This window comes from Flavihumibacter sp. CACIAM 22H1 (assembly GCF_001601815.1).
Taxonomy (GTDB): Bacteria; Bacteroidota; Bacteroidia; order Chitinophagales; family Chitinophagaceae; genus Flavihumibacter.
In genome coordinates, this window is the sequence record NZ_LUKG01000034.1 from 10,274 (window position 1) to 26,568 (window position 16,295).

General features: G+C 42.9%; 16 protein-coding genes, 1 tRNA gene and 1 riboswitch. Of the genes, 7 read left to right on the forward strand and 10 right to left on the reverse strand.

Annotation, left to right across the window (positions count from 1 at the left end; genetic code table 11):
• From era to A1D16_RS11050, 4 genes are all read right to left on the reverse strand, one after another.
• A partial coding sequence (era, locus tag A1D16_RS11035) for a GTPase Era (RefSeq protein ID WP_290709421.1) occupies positions 1 to 470 on the reverse strand: 470 nt, incomplete at its 3' end.
• Between the two features lie 178 nt (positions 471 to 648).
• Positions 649 to 723, reverse strand: a tRNA-Met gene (locus A1D16_RS11040).
• 120 nt (positions 724 to 843) lie between these two features.
• Positions 844 to 1,560 carry a head GIN domain-containing protein gene (locus A1D16_RS11045; RefSeq protein ID WP_290709422.1) on the reverse strand — a complete coding sequence of 239 codons (717 nt, stop codon included), beginning with the start codon at positions 1,558 to 1,560 and terminating at the stop codon, positions 844 to 846.
• Positions 1,561 to 1,592: 32 nt separating this feature from the next.
• Positions 1,593 to 2,315, reverse strand: coding sequence for a head GIN domain-containing protein (locus A1D16_RS11050; protein WP_290709423.1), 723 nt, complete (start codon positions 2,313 to 2,315; stop codon positions 1,593 to 1,595).
• A gap of 103 nt (positions 2,316 to 2,418) precedes the next feature.
• Positions 2,419 to 2,521: riboswitch (TPP riboswitch) on the forward strand.
• Between the two features lie 65 nt (positions 2,522 to 2,586).
• Between A1D16_RS11050 and A1D16_RS11055 the strand changes: the two genes are divergently transcribed.
• On the forward strand, positions 2,587 to 4,938 hold the full coding sequence (locus A1D16_RS11055) for a TonB-dependent receptor (RefSeq protein WP_290709424.1): 2,352 nt from the start codon (positions 2,587 to 2,589) through the stop codon (positions 4,936 to 4,938).
• A 179-nt stretch (positions 4,939 to 5,117) separates the two neighbouring features.
• On the opposite strand, the gene A1D16_RS11060 is transcribed toward A1D16_RS11055, so the two are convergent.
• The 4 genes from A1D16_RS11060 to A1D16_RS11075 all read right to left on the reverse strand — a co-directional run bounded on the left by A1D16_RS11060 (position 5,118) and on the right by A1D16_RS11075 (position 7,805).
• Complete coding sequence (locus A1D16_RS11060) at positions 5,118 to 5,426, reverse strand: rhodanese-like domain-containing protein (protein WP_290709425.1); 309 nt, start codon at positions 5,424 to 5,426, stop codon at positions 5,118 to 5,120.
• A 9-nt stretch (positions 5,427 to 5,435) separates the two neighbouring features.
• Positions 5,436 to 6,266 (reverse strand): PASTA domain-containing protein, encoded by an 831-nt coding sequence (locus A1D16_RS11065; RefSeq protein WP_290709426.1) that lies wholly within the window; start codon positions 6,264 to 6,266, stop codon positions 5,436 to 5,438.
• Positions 6,267 to 6,308: 42 nt separating this feature from the next.
• Positions 6,309 to 7,301 (reverse strand): D-alanine--D-alanine ligase, encoded by a 993-nt coding sequence (locus A1D16_RS11070; RefSeq protein ID WP_290709427.1) that lies wholly within the window; start codon positions 7,299 to 7,301, stop codon positions 6,309 to 6,311.
• A gap of 156 nt (positions 7,302 to 7,457) precedes the next feature.
• Positions 7,458 to 7,805: a 4Fe-4S dicluster domain-containing protein gene (locus A1D16_RS11075; protein ID WP_290709428.1), complete on the reverse strand. Its 348-nt coding sequence runs from the start codon at positions 7,803 to 7,805 to the stop codon at positions 7,458 to 7,460.
• A gap of 59 nt (positions 7,806 to 7,864) precedes the next feature.
• Between A1D16_RS11075 and A1D16_RS11080 the strand changes: the two genes are divergently transcribed.
• The 3 genes from A1D16_RS11080 (at position 7,865) to A1D16_RS11090 (ending at position 10,502) form a co-directional block, all read left to right on the forward strand.
• Positions 7,865 to 8,866, forward strand: a complete 1,002-nt coding sequence (locus A1D16_RS11080; RefSeq protein ID WP_290709429.1) for an acyl-CoA reductase — start codon at positions 7,865 to 7,867, stop codon at positions 8,864 to 8,866.
• Between the two features lie 152 nt (positions 8,867 to 9,018).
• On the forward strand, positions 9,019 to 9,996 hold the full coding sequence (locus A1D16_RS11085; protein WP_290709430.1) for a trypsin-like peptidase domain-containing protein: 978 nt from the start codon (positions 9,019 to 9,021) through the stop codon (positions 9,994 to 9,996).
• The gene (locus tag A1D16_RS11090) at positions 9,984 to 10,502 is read left to right on the forward strand and encodes a PDZ domain-containing protein (RefSeq protein WP_290709431.1); all 519 of its coding nucleotides are present in this window, start codon (positions 9,984 to 9,986) and stop codon (positions 10,500 to 10,502) included. The genes A1D16_RS11085 and A1D16_RS11090 overlap by 13 nt, the downstream gene beginning before the upstream one ends.
• A gap of 45 nt (positions 10,503 to 10,547) precedes the next feature.
• Here the strand turns inward: A1D16_RS11090 and A1D16_RS11095 are convergent, their stop codons facing one another.
• Positions 10,548 to 11,843, reverse strand: coding sequence for an alpha-amylase family glycosyl hydrolase (locus A1D16_RS11095; protein ID WP_290709432.1), 1,296 nt, complete (start codon positions 11,841 to 11,843; stop codon positions 10,548 to 10,550).
• Positions 11,844 to 11,967: 124 nt separating this feature from the next.
• Between A1D16_RS11095 and A1D16_RS11100 the strand changes: the two genes are divergently transcribed.
• The gene (locus A1D16_RS11100) at positions 11,968 to 13,164 is read left to right on the forward strand and encodes a 4-hydroxy-3-methylbut-2-enyl diphosphate reductase (protein WP_290709433.1); all 1,197 of its coding nucleotides are present in this window, start codon (positions 11,968 to 11,970) and stop codon (positions 13,162 to 13,164) included.
• Between the two features lie 771 nt (positions 13,165 to 13,935).
• Positions 13,936 to 14,721 carry an ATP-binding protein gene (locus A1D16_RS11105; RefSeq protein WP_290709434.1) on the forward strand — a complete coding sequence of 262 codons (786 nt, stop codon included), beginning with the start codon at positions 13,936 to 13,938 and terminating at the stop codon, positions 14,719 to 14,721.
• Between the two features lie 50 nt (positions 14,722 to 14,771).
• Here the strand turns inward: A1D16_RS11105 and A1D16_RS11110 are convergent, their stop codons facing one another.
• Complete coding sequence (locus tag A1D16_RS11110) at positions 14,772 to 15,431, reverse strand: response regulator transcription factor (protein ID WP_290709435.1); 660 nt, start codon at positions 15,429 to 15,431, stop codon at positions 14,772 to 14,774.
• A 472-nt stretch (positions 15,432 to 15,903) separates the two neighbouring features.
• Here A1D16_RS11110 and A1D16_RS11115 point away from each other — a divergent pair, with 472 nt between their 5' ends.
• The gene (locus A1D16_RS11115; RefSeq protein ID WP_290709436.1) at positions 15,904 to 16,290 is read left to right on the forward strand and encodes a hypothetical protein; all 387 of its coding nucleotides are present in this window, start codon (positions 15,904 to 15,906) and stop codon (positions 16,288 to 16,290) included.
• Positions 16,291 to 16,295: the final 5 nt, after the last annotated feature.

The following is a 16,295-nucleotide window of genomic DNA, read 5'->3' on the forward strand; positions in this document are numbered from 1 at the left end:
AATGTATCCAGCCCCGTTTTTTTAAGTGCGGAAACAGGCAGTACCTCTTTCACATACGCTTTGTCCTTAAAAAAATCTTCCGCCAGTTTTCGTTTTTCTTCAGAGATCCCGTCCATTTTATTCAGTACCAGCAATGCCGGCACTTTCAGGCGGAGGGCAGAAAAAATGGCATCGCTTTCTTCCCAGTTATCCCAGCAATCAACCAGGAGAATGGCCAGATCGGCATCCTCCAGCGCGCTTTTTACAGCCTGCATCATACGCTGATGCAATTTGTATTTTGGCTCAATGATACCGGGGGTGTCAGAAAAAATTACCTGGTACCCAGGTTCTGTAAGAATGCCTTTAATCCGATGCCGGGTAGTTTGTACTTTGGGAGAAACGATGGCTAGTTTTTCTCCCAGCAATGCATTCAGCAAAGTGCTTTTACCAGCGTTAGGTTTACCAAATATGTTTACAAATCCAACTTTCATCTTTAGCGATTAAAGGGGCAACAAAAGCACGCTAAAGAAGCGATCAGGGAGGTAATCAGATTCTCACGCGATGATGTTGCCGCATAGAATAAAAAGTCCACAAAGCTACTAAATTCTACAGGGAACCCAGATCAGTGTGGATACCAATAAAAAACCAGCAAGTGTTACTTGCTGGCGGTGGTTGCGAAGGGAGGGATCGAACCTCCGACCTTCGGGTTATGAGCCCGACGAGCTACCGCTGCTCTACTTCGCGATTTGGATTGCAAATGTACAGTGAGATTTCTTTCCTGCCAAATAATTCTTTATCAAACAATTGCTAAAAAGATAAAAGCCGCTGCAGGAGCGGCTTTTATCTTTTTAAAAGCAGGCAGCATCAACTTTTTCGCGTTATGGAGCTGGCTCCACTGCTTTTCATATCCTTTATTAGCCCTTCGCCTTTGATCCGGATATCGGAGGCGCCACCCGCTTTGGCTGAAATCTCTTTGTTTACCACTACGTTAATAGAGGAGGCTCCATTGGCATCTAACTCACAATAATCAGCTGTAAGATCCCAGCCTTTTACGGAGCTTGCACCACTTATTTTGGCAGCTAATTTTCCAACTTTTCCTTTTAACCGGATATCACTTGCACCATTCAGGTTCATGGTTAATTCATTGCAGTCCACTTCGCCGGTCATATCGCTGGCTCCATTCAATTCCACATTCAATTGATTGGATTTCAATACCCCCATAATACTAATATCACAGGCACCGCTGGCTTTTATCATAGACAGGTCTTTTACGGAGATATAGGCTTTCATTTTCCGATCTGAACGCCAATCTTTCCACCCCTGGCTCGCGAACCAGATTTTTAACACGCCATCTTTTACTTCTGTCCGAATCTGTTCTGTTAGTTTTTTATCACTTGAACTTACCGCCACCCCCGACTCATCGCCCTGAGAAATATACACATCAATAGCACTGGAGGCATCAATGGCTGTAAATGTGGGCACAGTGCGCATTTCTGCGTTTTTGTCGTTTATCAGGTATTTTTGAGCCTGCCCGGCCATTGCTGTCAATACCAATAAAACTCCTACCACTATTTTTTTCATACACTATTTTTTTCAGCTAAGAATGCGTTGAATTATTTGCTTTGAGATTTTACACTACCGCCACTACCGGTACGTAAATTACGGATCAATCCGCCTCCTTTGTAATGAATTGCACCACCACTACTGGCTTCCGCATTCAATTCTTTGGTTACAGTTATATCAATTACCCCACCACTGCTTACATCGGCAGAGCAAAAAGTACTGCTTAAACCATAGCCTTTGAAAACAGCTCCGCTACTGGCTTCCACCGTTAATTTTTCGACGTTTCCGCTTACTTCTGTAATAGCGCCACTGCTATTATCCGAATCAATTTCAGCAGCATTTAAACTCAGTTCCATGATAGCACCGGAGCTGGCGTCGAGCTTAACTTTAGCCGCTTTTACCGTAGACCCCGTTTTTGCCGTAGCTCCGGAAGAAGCCGACAATTCCGTTAACTCACGGATTGACACATAGGCCTTGAATTTCAGACCTTTCCGCCATTTCCAGTTGCCATCGTTTTGATCTATGGTAATTTTTAGCACCCCTCCTTCTACCACCGTTTTAATACGGTCTGTGTACTCAGGATTGGTACAACTTACGGCTACTGCTTCCTTATCGCCTTGTTGCAACAGCAGTTCAATACCCGCAGAAACTTTTACCCCCGTAAAACTACCCACGGATCTTGTACGGGCATTATTGTCAGAAATAGTAGTGGTTTGCGCTAATAATCCGGTACTGATGCAAAGCAGCAGGAGAAGGCTGAAAATTTTATGCATATTGAAGTATTTTAAGTAGGACGGACCAGGTTTCTGAAATGTTACAGTGTTTTTAAACTTTTTTGCCCTTATTTTCGCAGCCGATTACGGCCGTAATCAACAATCAGATTCCTCGGGGTGCTAAGGATGTTTAATCCAAGGCTGAGATAATACCCGTAGAACCTGAACAGGGTAATGCCTGCGCAGGGAAGGTGGTTCACATATTTTTTATTCCTCCTTTTGCTTTCGCAGCATTTCTCTCAAATCATTTTTTCAACTTTAATGTAAATCAATGAAAAAAATGCTTTTGGGGATATGCGCTATCATGTATCTTATCCCATTAGTGGCTCAAAACAAAGCAGTTATTATTGCCGACAAACAATCCGGGCAGCCTGTTGCCGGTGCCAGTATTGAATTTTCCAATGGCCGGGGAACAAGCACCGATGAAAAAGGCCGGATCCTGTTTTCCGCCCAGCAAGGGCAATGTACTATTTCCGGCATCGGTTATCGCCCCCTGCAGCTCCGGTTACCGGTGGTTGAAGACACTCTTTTCCTGGAACCTTTTAACTTATTCCTTAAACCGGTTGAAGTTACTGCCCTTCGGGCCGGCGATCGTGCCCCATTTGCCCTTACCAACCTGAAAGCAAAAGACTTTGCGAAACAGAACCTGGGCCAGGACCTCAGTTTCCTCTTGAACCAGACGCCCTCTGTAGTAATCAGCTCCGATGCTGGTAATGGAGTGGGTTATACGGGTATCCGGATTCGCGGCTCCGATGCCACCCGCATCAATATGACCCTGAACGGCATTCCCTACAATGATGCGGAAAGCCAGGGTTTATTCCTGGTGAACCTGCCCGATTTTGCCTCCTCTGTCGGCAGTATCCAGATTCAACGGGGGGTGGGTACGTCCAGCAATGGAGGAGGAGCATTTGGCGCCACCCTGAACCTGAGCACCAATGAATTCCGCGAAGAAAAATACGCAGAAATAAACAATAGTTTTGGTTCCTTTAATACCTGGAAAAACACGGTTAAAGTAGGATCCGGCCTGCTAGGCGAGCATTTTACCATTGATGCCCGTTTATCCAGGATCAGCAGTGATGGTTATGTAGACCGCGCCAGCAGCAACCTGCAATCCTATTATATTTCGGGCGCTTATATTACTGAAAAATCGAGCCTGCGCTTAAACATTTTCTCAGGTAAAGAACGGACCTACCAGGCCTGGAACGGGATTCTTCAAACAGAAGCAGACGGCCCCAACCGGCGTTATAATAGCGCCGGAACAGAAAAGCCGGGCAGTCCCTATAAAAACGAAACAGATAACTATCAGCAGGATCATTATCAACTCTTTTTTAACCATGCCCTTTCTGAACACCTATCCTTCAATACTGCGGCTTTCCTTACCCGGGGAAGAGGATATTATGAACAATACAAAGCGGAAGAGGATTATGCCGATTATGGGCTTACCTATCCCATAATTAATGGAAGTCCGGTAAGCACTACCGATCTTATCCGGCAACTATGGCTTGATAATTATTTTTATGGGGGTACGTATTCTATACAATACAATAAAAAAAATACCACTCTTAGCCTGGGAGGCGCCGCCGTACAATACGACGGTGATCATTATGGAAAAATTATCTGGTCCAGCGCAGGCATTGCGCCCGGCTACCAATGGTACCTGCACCAGGCCCGCAAATCCGATATCAATGTCTATGGAAAATGGACGCAGCAACTTCACGCCAACTGGCGGAGTTTTGTAGACCTCCAGTACAGAACGGTGGCTTACAGGATCAGCGGATTTCGGAATAATCCGGGCATAAGCACGGATAATCGCTATCATTTTTTCAACCCCAAAGCAGGGATCAGCTATACCAACCAGGCCTGGAATGCATTTGCTTCCTTTGCAGTCGGCAATAAAGAGCCCAACAGGGATGACTTTGAAGCAGGACTGCAACAGCAGCCTAAACCGGAACAACTCCATGATCTTGAGATCGGGTTGGAGCACAAAACCACCCGTAGTTCCTGGGGCGCCACGGTCTATTACATGAATTACCGGAACCAACTCGTGCTTACCGGAAAAATTAATGATGTAGGCGCCTACGCCCGTACGAATATTGCAAAAAGCTACCGCCTGGGAATTGAGTTACAGGGATCGTATAAACCCCAGCCCTGGATCGCCCTACTTGGTAACCTCACACTAAGCGAAAATAAAGTGCTGGATTTTGAAGAGTTTTTTGACGATTATGATGCCGGCACCCAAAAATCGATCCAATACAAAAAAACCGATATTTCCTTTTCTCCGGCTATTATGGGAAGCGCAACAGTGCAGCTTTTTCCTGTAAAAAATGCCGAGCTAGCGCTGATCGGGAAGTATGTAGGAAAACAGTTCCTGGATAACACGTCCAATCACAACAGGCAGCTCGCAGACTTTTACACGCAGGACCTTCGGTTATCCTACACCGTTAAAGGCAAGGCTGTAAAAGAAATGACCCTGATCTTTCAACTCAATAACCTGCTGAACAAACGGTACGAACCCAACGGTTATACGTTCAGTTATATTTATGGCCAGCAATTGACAACGGAAAACTACGTTTATCCCATGGCGGGCATTAACTGTATGGGCGGCGTAAATATCAGGCTGTGATAGTTACGAGGTAAATATCCCTGTATATTTCCTATAAAAAAATTTGGCATTTGGCACTATTTAGGATAGTGCTAAATGCCAAATTCCGTATCTATGAGAAAAACCATTGTAATCAATGTATTGATCATCCTGATTTTCTACCTTGTTTTCAGCCTTGCAGCTGGTAAATAAGGGGCAGATTAGCTGCCGAATTTTTCCTGCCAGGCCAGCATACCGCCTTCCACATTTTTGGTATTGGTAAAGCCCATCGATTCCAAGATCAGGCAGGCGGTCATGCTTCTTTTTCCACTGCGGCAATGAAGAATAATTTCTTCGTCTTTCAATGGCATCAGTTCATCTACATCCATGGTTTGGAACCGGCCCAGGGGAATAAGTTTTGCGCCAATATTAAAGGCCTCGTACTCTTCCGGCTCACGAACATCAATAACATGCAGTTTTTCCCCTGCATCCATTCTTGTTTTCAGTTCTTCAACGCTTATGTTTTGCATAAAAAAATTTTAGTAATTGTTTTCCACCGGGGTGGTAACTCTTGATGGTTGATTACTTGTATCGCGTACTGGCTTTTTCGTACTTAACCAAATATCGATCATTTGCCCGGGACGGATCCGGTTTACCTTCCTGTCGACTGTATTGCGGGTTGGACTTTGCCGGTAAATGAAGGCTGTGGCCGTGTCTTTCACCTCCGGGTCAAGTACTTTGGCACCGAAGTTAATACCACTGGTTTGCAAAAGGTCGCGGGCATCCGAATAGGTTAAACCAAACAGGTCCGGAACGGCCATGTCAACATCCGAGAGACCGCTTCCCAATACCAAGGCAATTGAAGTGCCCATTGGAAGTTTTACGCCGGGTTTTATTTCTTTTCCTTTATGCAGTTGAACCAGTACAGAATTTTTGGCAAAATCCGGACGGTAACTGGTATCGCCCATCTTAAGCCCGAATTGTTTCAATACGATCGCAGCATTACGCACACTCATTCCCACAAGATTGGGCATTACCACGTCTGGGGGAATGGCCCGGTTTACTGTGAGGTAGACGGTCCTGTTTGCTTTCACTTTGGATTCAGATTCCGGAAATTGCTTAATTACGGCCAGCGGCGCTATGGTATCGCGGTAAATAGAATCCTGGATAGATACCGCAAACCCCTGGGCTTCCAGCAAGGAGGTGGCCTCCTCAAGTGATTTTCCAGCCACATTCGGCACTTCCACTTCCTCTCCGTGGCGGGTAAAAAAATCCAGTGAACTGAAAAAACCAAACACCAAAAGGACAATTATTCCTAGTGCTATTAACAGACTAACCCAGAGTGGTTTTTTTGTAATGGATGCAAACACGAATTATATTTTTTGTAGGATTGGAATCAAAGAAAGGTAAAATTATTTATCTGCCAAGGCTTCTTCGATGAGTGCCGAGTAGAAATCGCGCAAAGTCCAACCCATTGCTTTTACCTGCTGGGGTACAATACTGGCTTCACTTTGGCCGGGTACTGTATTAATTTCCAGCATGTAAGGCTCCCCTGCAGCTTCATTGTAAATAAAGTCGATCCGTATAATTCCCCGACAGTTAAAAACTTCATAAACCCTCCGTGCAGCCGAACGAACTTTCACCGCTATCTCTTCCGCAACCTGGGCCGGGGTGATTTCTTCACTTAATCCCTCGTATTTTGCCTCAAAATCAAAAAAATCTTTTTTGGTAATTACCTCTGTAAAGGGCAGGGTAATGATTTCATCGCCCTTCCGGAAAACACCAATGGTGAATTCCCGACCGGAGATAAATTCCTCCACCAGCACCTGCTCATCTTCCTGGAAGGCTTTTTGCAGTGCTGCGTCTAAACCGGAGGGATCCATGACCTTGCTCATGCCAATACTGCTTCCCCCGTTATTAGGTTTCACAAAAACCGGCATTTGCAACTGGGCAGCAATACTTGCCGACGCAATGGGCCGGTTTTTGAACAAGTGCAGGGACTGTGCTACTTTAATACCGGCAAAGGCAGCTACTGCAACAGTGTACCGTTTGTTGAATGTAAGGGCGGAAGTGGCGGCATCACAGCTGGTGTAGGGAATTCCCAGCATATCAAAATAACCTTGTAGTTTACCGTCTTCTCCGGGTGTTCCATGTATTCCGATAAGCACGGCATCAAACCGGATCAGGGCCTCATTAACCCGTAAGGAAAAATCATTTTTATCAATTTCTATGGCTTCTCCGCCAGGTGCCTGGTACCACCAGCCATCCTGCCGGATATCAATTTTATAGACATCAAATTTTTCTGTATCAATATTTTTTTCAATCGTTATGGCAGATTTATAGGAGATTTCAGCTTCACCGGAATAACCTCCGGTTAAAAACGCGATCACTGGTCGCAGATTCATGGAATATGGGTTGGTTGTTAAGAAAAAAGGTGAAGGATTCATTCCTTCACCCGTTACCTAGCGGGAAATATCACCCGCCTATAAAAAGTAGCCAGGCTACTATTAAACGATTTCTCCTGTAAGATCGAAAATTACCGGGAATCTGAAAAATTAATTTTACAGGTGCAGCCGCTCTTTTTTTGCCATTAATTCATCCACTGTTTCCTGGTACATTTCGTCCGGAACACAACAATCAACAGGACAAACTGCGGCACACTGAGGTTCTTCATGAAATCCCTGGCATTCCGTGCATTTGTTCGGTACGATGTAATAGGTATCCACACTAACCGGCGAATTTCGCTGGTCGGCATCCAGCACCGTGCCATCCATGAGCGTAAAACTCCCTTTTACCGAAGTTCCGTCACTTAATGCCCACTCCACGCCACCTTCATAAATGGCGTTATTAGGACATTCGGGTTCACAAGCGCCGCAATTGATACATTCATCTGTTATTTTGATTGCCATTGTTTATAGTTTATTATGGGTTAGATAAGAGTTAACTTCGCACGCAAATTTATAGGTACATGTTGAATTTACAACACCGTATTGATTTATTGGTTCAACTGGGCGAATATATACTTGAAAACACCCCCGACTGGCAGGAGGCAAAACACCGGGCTGCCTTGGCAAACCCCTGGTTCCTGCCCGAATTTTCGGAATTGGCGGGGAAAGCAATTGCCAGCGAATTTCTATCCAGGTCTGCCCTGGAGTCTATTGCGGCAGAATACAGGATACCTGACGAAATGCCCGCCCCTAAAACCATCGGAATTGTTATGGCTGGAAATATCCCGATGGTGGGCTTCCACGACTGGCTATGCGTATTCCTGGCCGGCCATAATGCCCTGATCAAGCCCTCTAGCCGGGATGCTGTTTTATTTCGGTTTTTACTAGCTAAACTCTATGAATGGGAAATAATCATCCAGAACCAGACCGGCTTTGCGGAATTGCTGAAAGGATGCGACGCCTATATTGCCACCGGATCTGACAACAGTGCCCGCTATTTCGACTATTATTTTGGCAAATACCCCCATATTATCCGCCGCAACCGTAGCTCAGTAGCCCTGTTGGACGGAACCGAATCTGCCGTCGAACTCGATCAACTGGCGGATGACACCCACCTTTATTTCGGCCTGGGCTGCCGGAATGTTACCAAACTATATGTACCGGAAGGCTATTCCTTCGAGCCCCTGCTCAATGCCATGAGAAAATACAACTATTTTTTTGAGCACCCGAAATACAAGAACAACTACGATTATCAACTGGCTATTCATCTGCTGAACAACCAGTATTATATGACCAATGGTTCTGTTCTGCTATCAGAAAATGAGGCAATATTCTCCCCCATCAGTCAGTTGAATTACAGTTTTTACACCGATAAACAGGCAGTTGTAGAGGAACTGGCGAGCAATAATAGTATCCAATGCATCGTTGGACATGGGTATAATGCTTTTGGACAGGCGCAGGTGCCCCGATGGAAAGACTATGCGGACGGTGTTGACACTATGACATTTTTGGTAACTTTATAAACGCGGCCTGACAAGCAAACAGCCATCTACGAAGACCTTAGTAAAACTTCTGTTAAACTGGATAAGCATGCAACTGAAAAGATGTCTGCTTCGTTATTTTGTAAGAGTCAGGCATAAGCTTTGACCAACTAAAACAAAAAAGGAAGAATCATATGAAACTACAGCAAATTGTACCCGTAATTCTGATTAGCGCGGTTACATCGGTAGGAAGCATGTGGGCCTATAACAAGTACATAGGCGGAGAGAAGATCGTTTACAACAACTCCGATAGTAACCGCATCCCTTCAAATTATGCCGGTTTTTTTGATGGGGTAAATGAGGCCCCTACCGATTTCAGCCAGGCCGCTCAGGCAGCAACCCCTGCTACAGTGCATATCAAAACAAAAGCTACGCGTACCGCCAGTAATAATCTACCCAAAAGAAGTCCGCTGTTTGACCTGTTTGGATTTGATTGGGACGAGGGTATGGCACCCCGGAGTATGCCGCAAATGGCATCTGGCTCAGGGGCTATTATCAGTGATGATGGATACATAGTTACCAATAACCACGTAATTGACGGTGCAGACGAGATTACGGTAACCATGAGTGATAAAAAAACCTACAAAGCAAAACTCGTTGGTGCCGACCCCAGCAGTGACCTTGCTGTGCTGAAGATCGACGCCAAGAACCTCCCCTTCCTGCTATATGGTAATTCGGATGATGTGCGGGTAGGACAATGGGTTTTAGCCATCGGTTACCCGCTTAACCTGCAAACCACCGTTACGGCGGGTATTGTAAGTGCAAAAAGCAGAACGCTGGAGATCAACCGCCGGCAAAGCAATACGCCGATTGAATCCTTTATTCAAACAGATGCCGCTGTTAACCCCGGCAACAGCGGAGGTCCGCTGGTAAATACTTCCGGGCACCTGATCGGCATCAATTCTGCCATTGCATCGCCTACAGGTTCTTATGCGGGCTATTCCTTTACCATCCCGGTAAATATGGTAAAGAAAATTGTAGCTGATCTGATGAAGTTTGGAACGGTGCAAAGGGCCTACCTGGGAATCAACTATGCACCCGATAACCTGAGTGAAGAAGTAAAAAACAGGAAGGTATTACCAGTGGTGATGGGGTTTATGTGCTGGATGTAACCAAGGATGGTGCAGCCGCCAATTCAGGTATCAAAAAAGGTGATTTTATTACTAAAATCAACAATGTTCCGGTTACCACAGGGGCTGAGATGGTTGGACAAATTGCTACCTACCGCCCCGGCGATAAAGTGAAGATCGGATACCGCAGAGACGGCAAAGACCTGACCAGTGATGTAGTATTGCGCAACAGCAGTGGCACAACAGATATTGTAAAAATAAGTGTGCTGGATAAGCTGGGGGCCGACTTTGGAAACATAGATGCTAAGCTGGCCAAAGAAATGGGGGTAAAGGGAGGTGTAATTGTGAAAAATATTTCTGAGTCCGGCGCTTTCAGTAAAACCAGGATGGAAGCAGGTTTTGTAATTCTGAAAGTAAATGGAAAGGAAGTGGCCAATATTGAGCAGTTCCGTTCTGAAATCGAGAAAGCGGGAAATTCAGTTACGCTGGATGGTATGTATCCTGGATACGAAGGCGTGTTCAGGTACCCGATGAAGATCGTTGAATAAACTACGAATTGTAAAAAAGCCGGCTCGTTGATGAGCCGGCTTTTTTTATGACTTATGGTATAGAGCAAAAACTTTATAACCCCAGGCACCTAATTGATAATAGCGGTAGCCGGGATGAAACACATAATTTCCGCCTTCAAATACATCTTCATAAGATCCGTCAATGGCTGCATCCAGGAAGCCAAACCCTACCCCATCGTGCGGCGAAAGATTGAGCATAACCAGCACCTGGTCTTGTTCAGAGGTACGCAGGAAAGCGAAAATATGCTGATCGGCCGTTGTTCTGACCCGGAAGCAATATACCCCGTCAGCACCAGCTTCCATGCAGCGAAAACCTCTTCTCAGGGTAAGCAGTTTCTGGTAAAACTGGGTGTATTGGGGCTCTGCGGTCCATTGTATAGGATCCCTATCAAAAAACTTAAGTCGTTTTTGGTTCGGTTGTTCCTGTCCGCTGTAAATCAATGGCACCCCGTTCCAGGTGGCACTAAAGACAGCAAAAGCTTGATGAGCTTCTCCATATTTTTCGAATTCCGTACCATTCCAGCTGTTTTCATCGTGGTTAGTGGTAAAATAGAGCCGCATGGCCCCAGGAGGAAACTGGTGGTTGTATTTCCAGAGAAGAGATTCGAGGCCGTTTAGATCTGTCTGGCCTTTCATAAACTCAACTGTTTTGTGCATCCATTCCCAGGTATAAGTGAGGTCAAACGCATCGTGATAGTGGGGCTCTTCACATTCTGCGAGCCAGAAAAGCGCTTTTTCCTGGTCGAGTGCGGTCCTTGCATCGATCCAGAAGTCAAGGGGAACCAACATGGCCATATCACAGCGAAAGCCATCAATATTGCATTTTTTAACCCAGAAACGCATGGCTTCAATCATAGCCCGTCGCATTTCCGGGTTGGTAAAATCAAGATCGATCACATCATCCCAGCCGTTGGAGTCAAAAAAATTGCCGGCTTCGTTTCGTTTATAATAAGCGGGATGGGTGCTTGTCCAGGTATGATCCCAGCCCGTATGATTGGCCACCCAATCAATAATTACTTTAAACCCCAATTGGTGTGCTTCTTCTACCAGGCTAATGAATTCATCCAGGTTACCGAATTCGGGATTAACTGAAAAAAAATCTGCGCTTGCATAATAGCTGCCCAGCGTTCCTTTTCGTTGCTTTTGGGATATTGGGGTTACGGGCATAAACCAGAGCACTTCAATACCCATATCTCGGAGTCTGGGCAGGGAAGGGCGAAACCCCGCAAAATTGCCTGTTGCAGAGTATTGCCGAAGGTTAATCTCATATACATTACTGGCTCTGCTCCAGCTGAGAGGTTGAAAAGGCAGTTTAGACATCTTATAATTTTTGCTAATAAAATCCAATAGAGAACCAAAGCAGCCCTTGCTTGTTTCTATCCAGGTGAAAATAAGATAAATATACCTTCCCTCACGTCAGGGGCAAACTAAGTACATTTGTGCTATGAAGCAATTTGAGGTTCCCGTAAAATACCGAAGTCCACTTATTACTGCGGTTAAACAGCGAAGAAAACAGGAAGATAAGCTGAAAAAAGATTTCAGTCCGTCGTTGCTGGATTTCGGGAACCTGCAGATATACCTGGCCCGCCATTTTGGGTTTTGCTATGGTGTTGAAAATGCTATTGAAATTGCTTTCCGGACGGTAGCGGAAAACCCGGGCAAACGGATTTTTCTGCTCAGTGAAATGATTCACAATCCCCAGGTTAACCAGGATCTCCAGGAGCATGGGGTGCGTTTTTTGCAGGATACACATGGCCGTCAGCTGATACCATTTGACAGTATTAGTGCGGAAGATATTGTGTTAATTCCGGCCTTTGGAACCACGCTCGACCTGGAAAAAATGTTGCAGGAAAAGGGCATTAGTACCGAAAAATACAATACTACCTGTCCTTTTGTTGAAAAGGTCTGGAACCGGGGCGAGCAGATTGCAAAAAAAGGCTACAGCATAGTTATACATGGCAAACCATTACATGAAGAAACCCGGGCTACATTTTCGCATGCTGCTGCGCATGCGCCAACAGTAATTGTGAATGATCTGGCGGAGGCCAAAAGCCTGGCAGCCTATATCCGGAAGGAAAAACCGGCGGAAGGATTTTATACAGAGTTCAGCGGGCGTTATTCAGCGGGTTTTTCAATCGAAAAGGACCTGGAGCGTTTTGGCGTTATCAACCAGACCACTCAACTTGCTTCGGATACCCAGGAAATTGCAGAATACCTGAAGGCAGAGATCATCAGTTTGCACAAACTGGATGCAACAAATATACAGGAGCGCTTTGCCGATACGCGTGATACGCTTTGTTATGCTACCAATGATAACCAGACAGCTGTTACGGGCATGCTTGAAACAGCAGCAGATTTTGCTATTGTTGTAGGTGGATATAATTCGTCTAACACTACGCACCTGGTTGAGTTATGCGAAACCAGGCTGCCGACCTATTTTGTAAAGGACGCCTCTAATCTTATCGATCAGCATACAATCAGAAGTTTTGACATACATCAAAAAAAAGAGCTAGAGATCCGCAATTACCTGCCGGAAAAATCACCCCTCAAAATCCTTCTTACGAGTGGAGCCTCCTGCCCCGATGCCGTAGTAGAACAGGTAATAAACCGGCTGAGGGAGATTGGGAAAGGAAAGTTATAGGATAAATATCAACTAAATGCTTTTGGGCTGAAATTAGTTTTATTGAGACCTGTGTACAAAAAACAATAATATTAAAAAAGGGTTTTTTCACCTTATAGCAATTATCTGTCCATCATTAACTTAGTTGTAAATTGAACGCATGACCGCAATGCAAATATTTTCAATCTTACAATTGATGGCAATTTTAAGTGGAACAATATTTTGTTTAATTGCGACTAGGAAGTCGAAAACAAATGAATATAAATATTTGGTTCCATATTGTATATTAAATGTATTTGCCATGTTGATCCTTGGAGCTGTCGAATTCATGACTGTTCCCATTCCTCTAATATTTGCTACTATGTACTTTTTTGCATGCTGCGAAGTTTTTTTTCTCCCTAACTATATAGCAAGCATAATTGGTGTCAAAAAAAATGTCTACACTCAAATTACGATATGCATTGTAGCCTTTATCCTATCACGAATTATCACACAAAACGCCACATCTGTTTTATATCTAGTAGCCAACTTATATATCACTTTATATGTCTGTAGATATTTTCTGTGGCTATTTAAGAATAACGAGAATTTAATTCTATCTGAAACTCCCCATTATTGGATAATCATGGGAATATGTGTTTGCTACACTGGTTCTATACCTTATTTTATATCTGAAATAATAATTTTCAAATTCAAAGGATTCCAACTATATAATCAGATTGCCTCGATGATATTCATCATGTATATTGTTCTAAACATTTGCATGTTTGTATTATTTATAAAAGCTTTTTTATGTATGATAAAACATCAGAAATCTTTATCTGGACTATAATTGGATCATTAACAACAATTATAGCTTTTATAATATTTCTAAACCATATATTACGACTTTATAACAAAAAAAGTATCGAGTTTAATACCCAATTAAAGCTTCGTAGCCTAGAAAAAGAAAAGGAGCTTCTAAAAACAAGAATTGACGTTCAGGAGGAAACAATCCAAAAGATATCTAAAGAACTTCACGATAATGTTTCTCAGTTACTGACCTTATCGAAGCTGAACCTTAGCAATCAAAAATTCGATTCAAACATTGAAAACAAAATAAGAATTTCAAAAGAGCTAATATCAAACGCCATAAATGAACTTGCAAATATATCAAGAACACTTAGCTCAGAAACTCTTAATGACTTAGGTCTTGTTCGAGCATTAGAAGCAGAAAAAGAAAGAGTCTATGAAATAAACAAAACAACAATTAATATTCATACAAAATTTGATCCCATCGAATTATCAAACGAGGAACAGCTAATATTGTATAGAATATTCCAAGAAGCAATAAGTAATTCTATCATTCATGGCAAGGCGTCACAAATTGATGTGCAACTAATTTATTGTATGAATAGTCTATCATTTTCAATTAGGGACAATGGCAAAGGATTTGAAATAGAAGAATCTCTACACGGAACGCAGAACAAACATCACGGGCTAAAAAACATCATGAAAAGAGCTAAGCTAATAAATGCGAAATGCAATATTGCTTCAACTAAAGGTACTGGCACAGTAATAGAAATTGTCAGGGATTAATTTATCATGTTTCTTAACATACACTTTCTGATCGACTAAAATCTCAACAACTAATCGATAATTTTATTTCTCATTCCGTACATAATTAATCCGGCTATTGTTTTGGCGCCAACCTTTGACTTCATATTCTGCCTTATCGTTTCTATAGTTCTTGGACTCAAGAACACCTCCTTAGATATTTCTTCTGTGGTTTTGTCTTCTGCTAAAAGCTTTAATATCCTAACTTCCTTTTCTGAGAACTTTATTGGATTTGGGTAAAATTGCCTAACTGCTTTTTTAGTCTGTAACTTTGAAAGAACGGCCTTATTTACCAAATCATTAAAATAAAAATCATCGTTCATGCAGGTTAGAATGGCTTGGTAAATTTCTTCCGGATCAGTGGTTTTCGTCAAGTATGCATTTGCCCCCATTTCCATCATTTTGGAAATCATTTCCTGATCATCGTACATAGTCAATACAATAATCCGTACATCATCGTATTCTTTCCTTAACAAATTAATTGCATTAACACCATCAATTTCCGGCATTCTAATATCCATTAGCAGAACATCCGGCTTTTTCAACTGCATTTTATGCATTAGATCTTTGCCGTCCTCAGCTTCCCATAATATTTTTAGGTAGTCTTTGTTTTTCAGAGCCATTTTAATCCCATCCCGAAAGATTTTATGGTCATCAGCGATACTAACCTTAATGCTTAACTCGGAACTCATAGGTTTTTGTAGGGGGAGTTTATGGATTTTATGTTAAAGTAAATAAATAACGCCATAGACTACGGTTATCGTACTTTCACTCGTTTTTTTTTCTTCCAACGTAAAAATCCTTAGTTTTTTACTATAAAAATTTCTTCATTTAGGTGCTAGTTTTTAAAAAATAAAAATCCAGGCTTTCAAGAACACATTATTCTTTTTTACATTTATTTTCTGGTGGATCAATATTCTATATCAGCTTAAGTAAAAAACCTTAGTAAATTAGCCATCATCTAAATGTGATTTTTACTATCTTTTTAGCGTATTTTTACTCTTTTTAACCTAGTATATATACTATAAGATTCATCGTAAACCCACTACCAGCTTGAATTTTAGCCAATTTATAACAATTTGAGCAAGAATTGCCCCATTGTCGTTTTTTTTTTTTTGAAGGTTATTACGGATTAAAGCAACCCTTCACTAAAAACTTACTACTATGATGCAAAACAAAATTTTGAACACCTCCCTGGCAGCTGTAGGAGAAGATATCGGTCCTGAGCTGGGTGCCAAAATGGTTAAGGACTTCCAGGACGCTTACCCCACAGAAAACCCATGGGTTTTCTGTGGAAAGGACATTTTACAAAAAATTTTGAATCAACCGGATTGTCAAGGTGTTAGGTTTTACCATGCAATTGATGAACTCGGAAGAAGAACTCTTGTTTCTGTTGGTATTAACTCCCAAGAAGAAATTATTTCAGAATACTCAGCAATAGATGCTGGAGGAATAATGAAAAGGGAAATAGGAATAGTTGCCGATAGGAACGGTATTCCAAAACCCGGCACTAAAAGTACTTCTACTACAACTGATCTCGATTGGTGGTAGTAGAA

Coding starts and splice junctions, on each gene's coding strand:
- A1D16_RS11045 (WP_290709422.1), bottom strand. CDS start 1,560: ATGAAAAAAATAGTGGTAGGAGTTTTATTGGTATTGACAGCAATGGCC.
- A1D16_RS11050 (WP_290709423.1), bottom strand. CDS start 2,315: ATGCATAAAATTTTCAGCCTTCTCCTGCTGCTTTGCATCAGTACCGGA.
- A1D16_RS11055 (WP_290709424.1), top strand. CDS start 2,587: ATGAAAAAAATGCTTTTGGGGATATGCGCTATCATGTATCTTATCCCA.
- A1D16_RS11060 (WP_290709425.1), bottom strand. CDS start 5,426: ATGCAAAACATAAGCGTTGAAGAACTGAAAACAAGAATGGATGCAGGG.
- A1D16_RS11070 (WP_290709427.1), bottom strand. CDS start 7,301: ATGAATCTGCGACCAGTGATCGCGTTTTTAACCGGAGGTTATTCCGGT.
- A1D16_RS11075 (WP_290709428.1), bottom strand. CDS start 7,805: ATGGCAATCAAAATAACAGATGAATGTATCAATTGCGGCGCTTGTGAA.
- A1D16_RS11080 (WP_290709429.1), top strand. CDS start 7,865: ATGTTGAATTTACAACACCGTATTGATTTATTGGTTCAACTGGGCGAA.
- A1D16_RS11085 (WP_290709430.1), top strand. CDS start 9,019: ATGAAACTACAGCAAATTGTACCCGTAATTCTGATTAGCGCGGTTACA.
- A1D16_RS11095 (WP_290709432.1), bottom strand. CDS start 11,843: ATGTCTAAACTGCCTTTTCAACCTCTCAGCTGGAGCAGAGCCAGTAAT.
- A1D16_RS11100 (WP_290709433.1), top strand. CDS start 11,968: ATGAAGCAATTTGAGGTTCCCGTAAAATACCGAAGTCCACTTATTACT.
- A1D16_RS11105 (WP_290709434.1), top strand. CDS start 13,936: ATGTATGATAAAACATCAGAAATCTTTATCTGGACTATAATTGGATCA.
- A1D16_RS11110 (WP_290709435.1), bottom strand. CDS start 15,431: ATGAGTTCCGAGTTAAGCATTAAGGTTAGTATCGCTGATGACCATAAA.
- A1D16_RS11115 (WP_290709436.1), top strand. CDS start 15,904: ATGATGCAAAACAAAATTTTGAACACCTCCCTGGCAGCTGTAGGAGAA.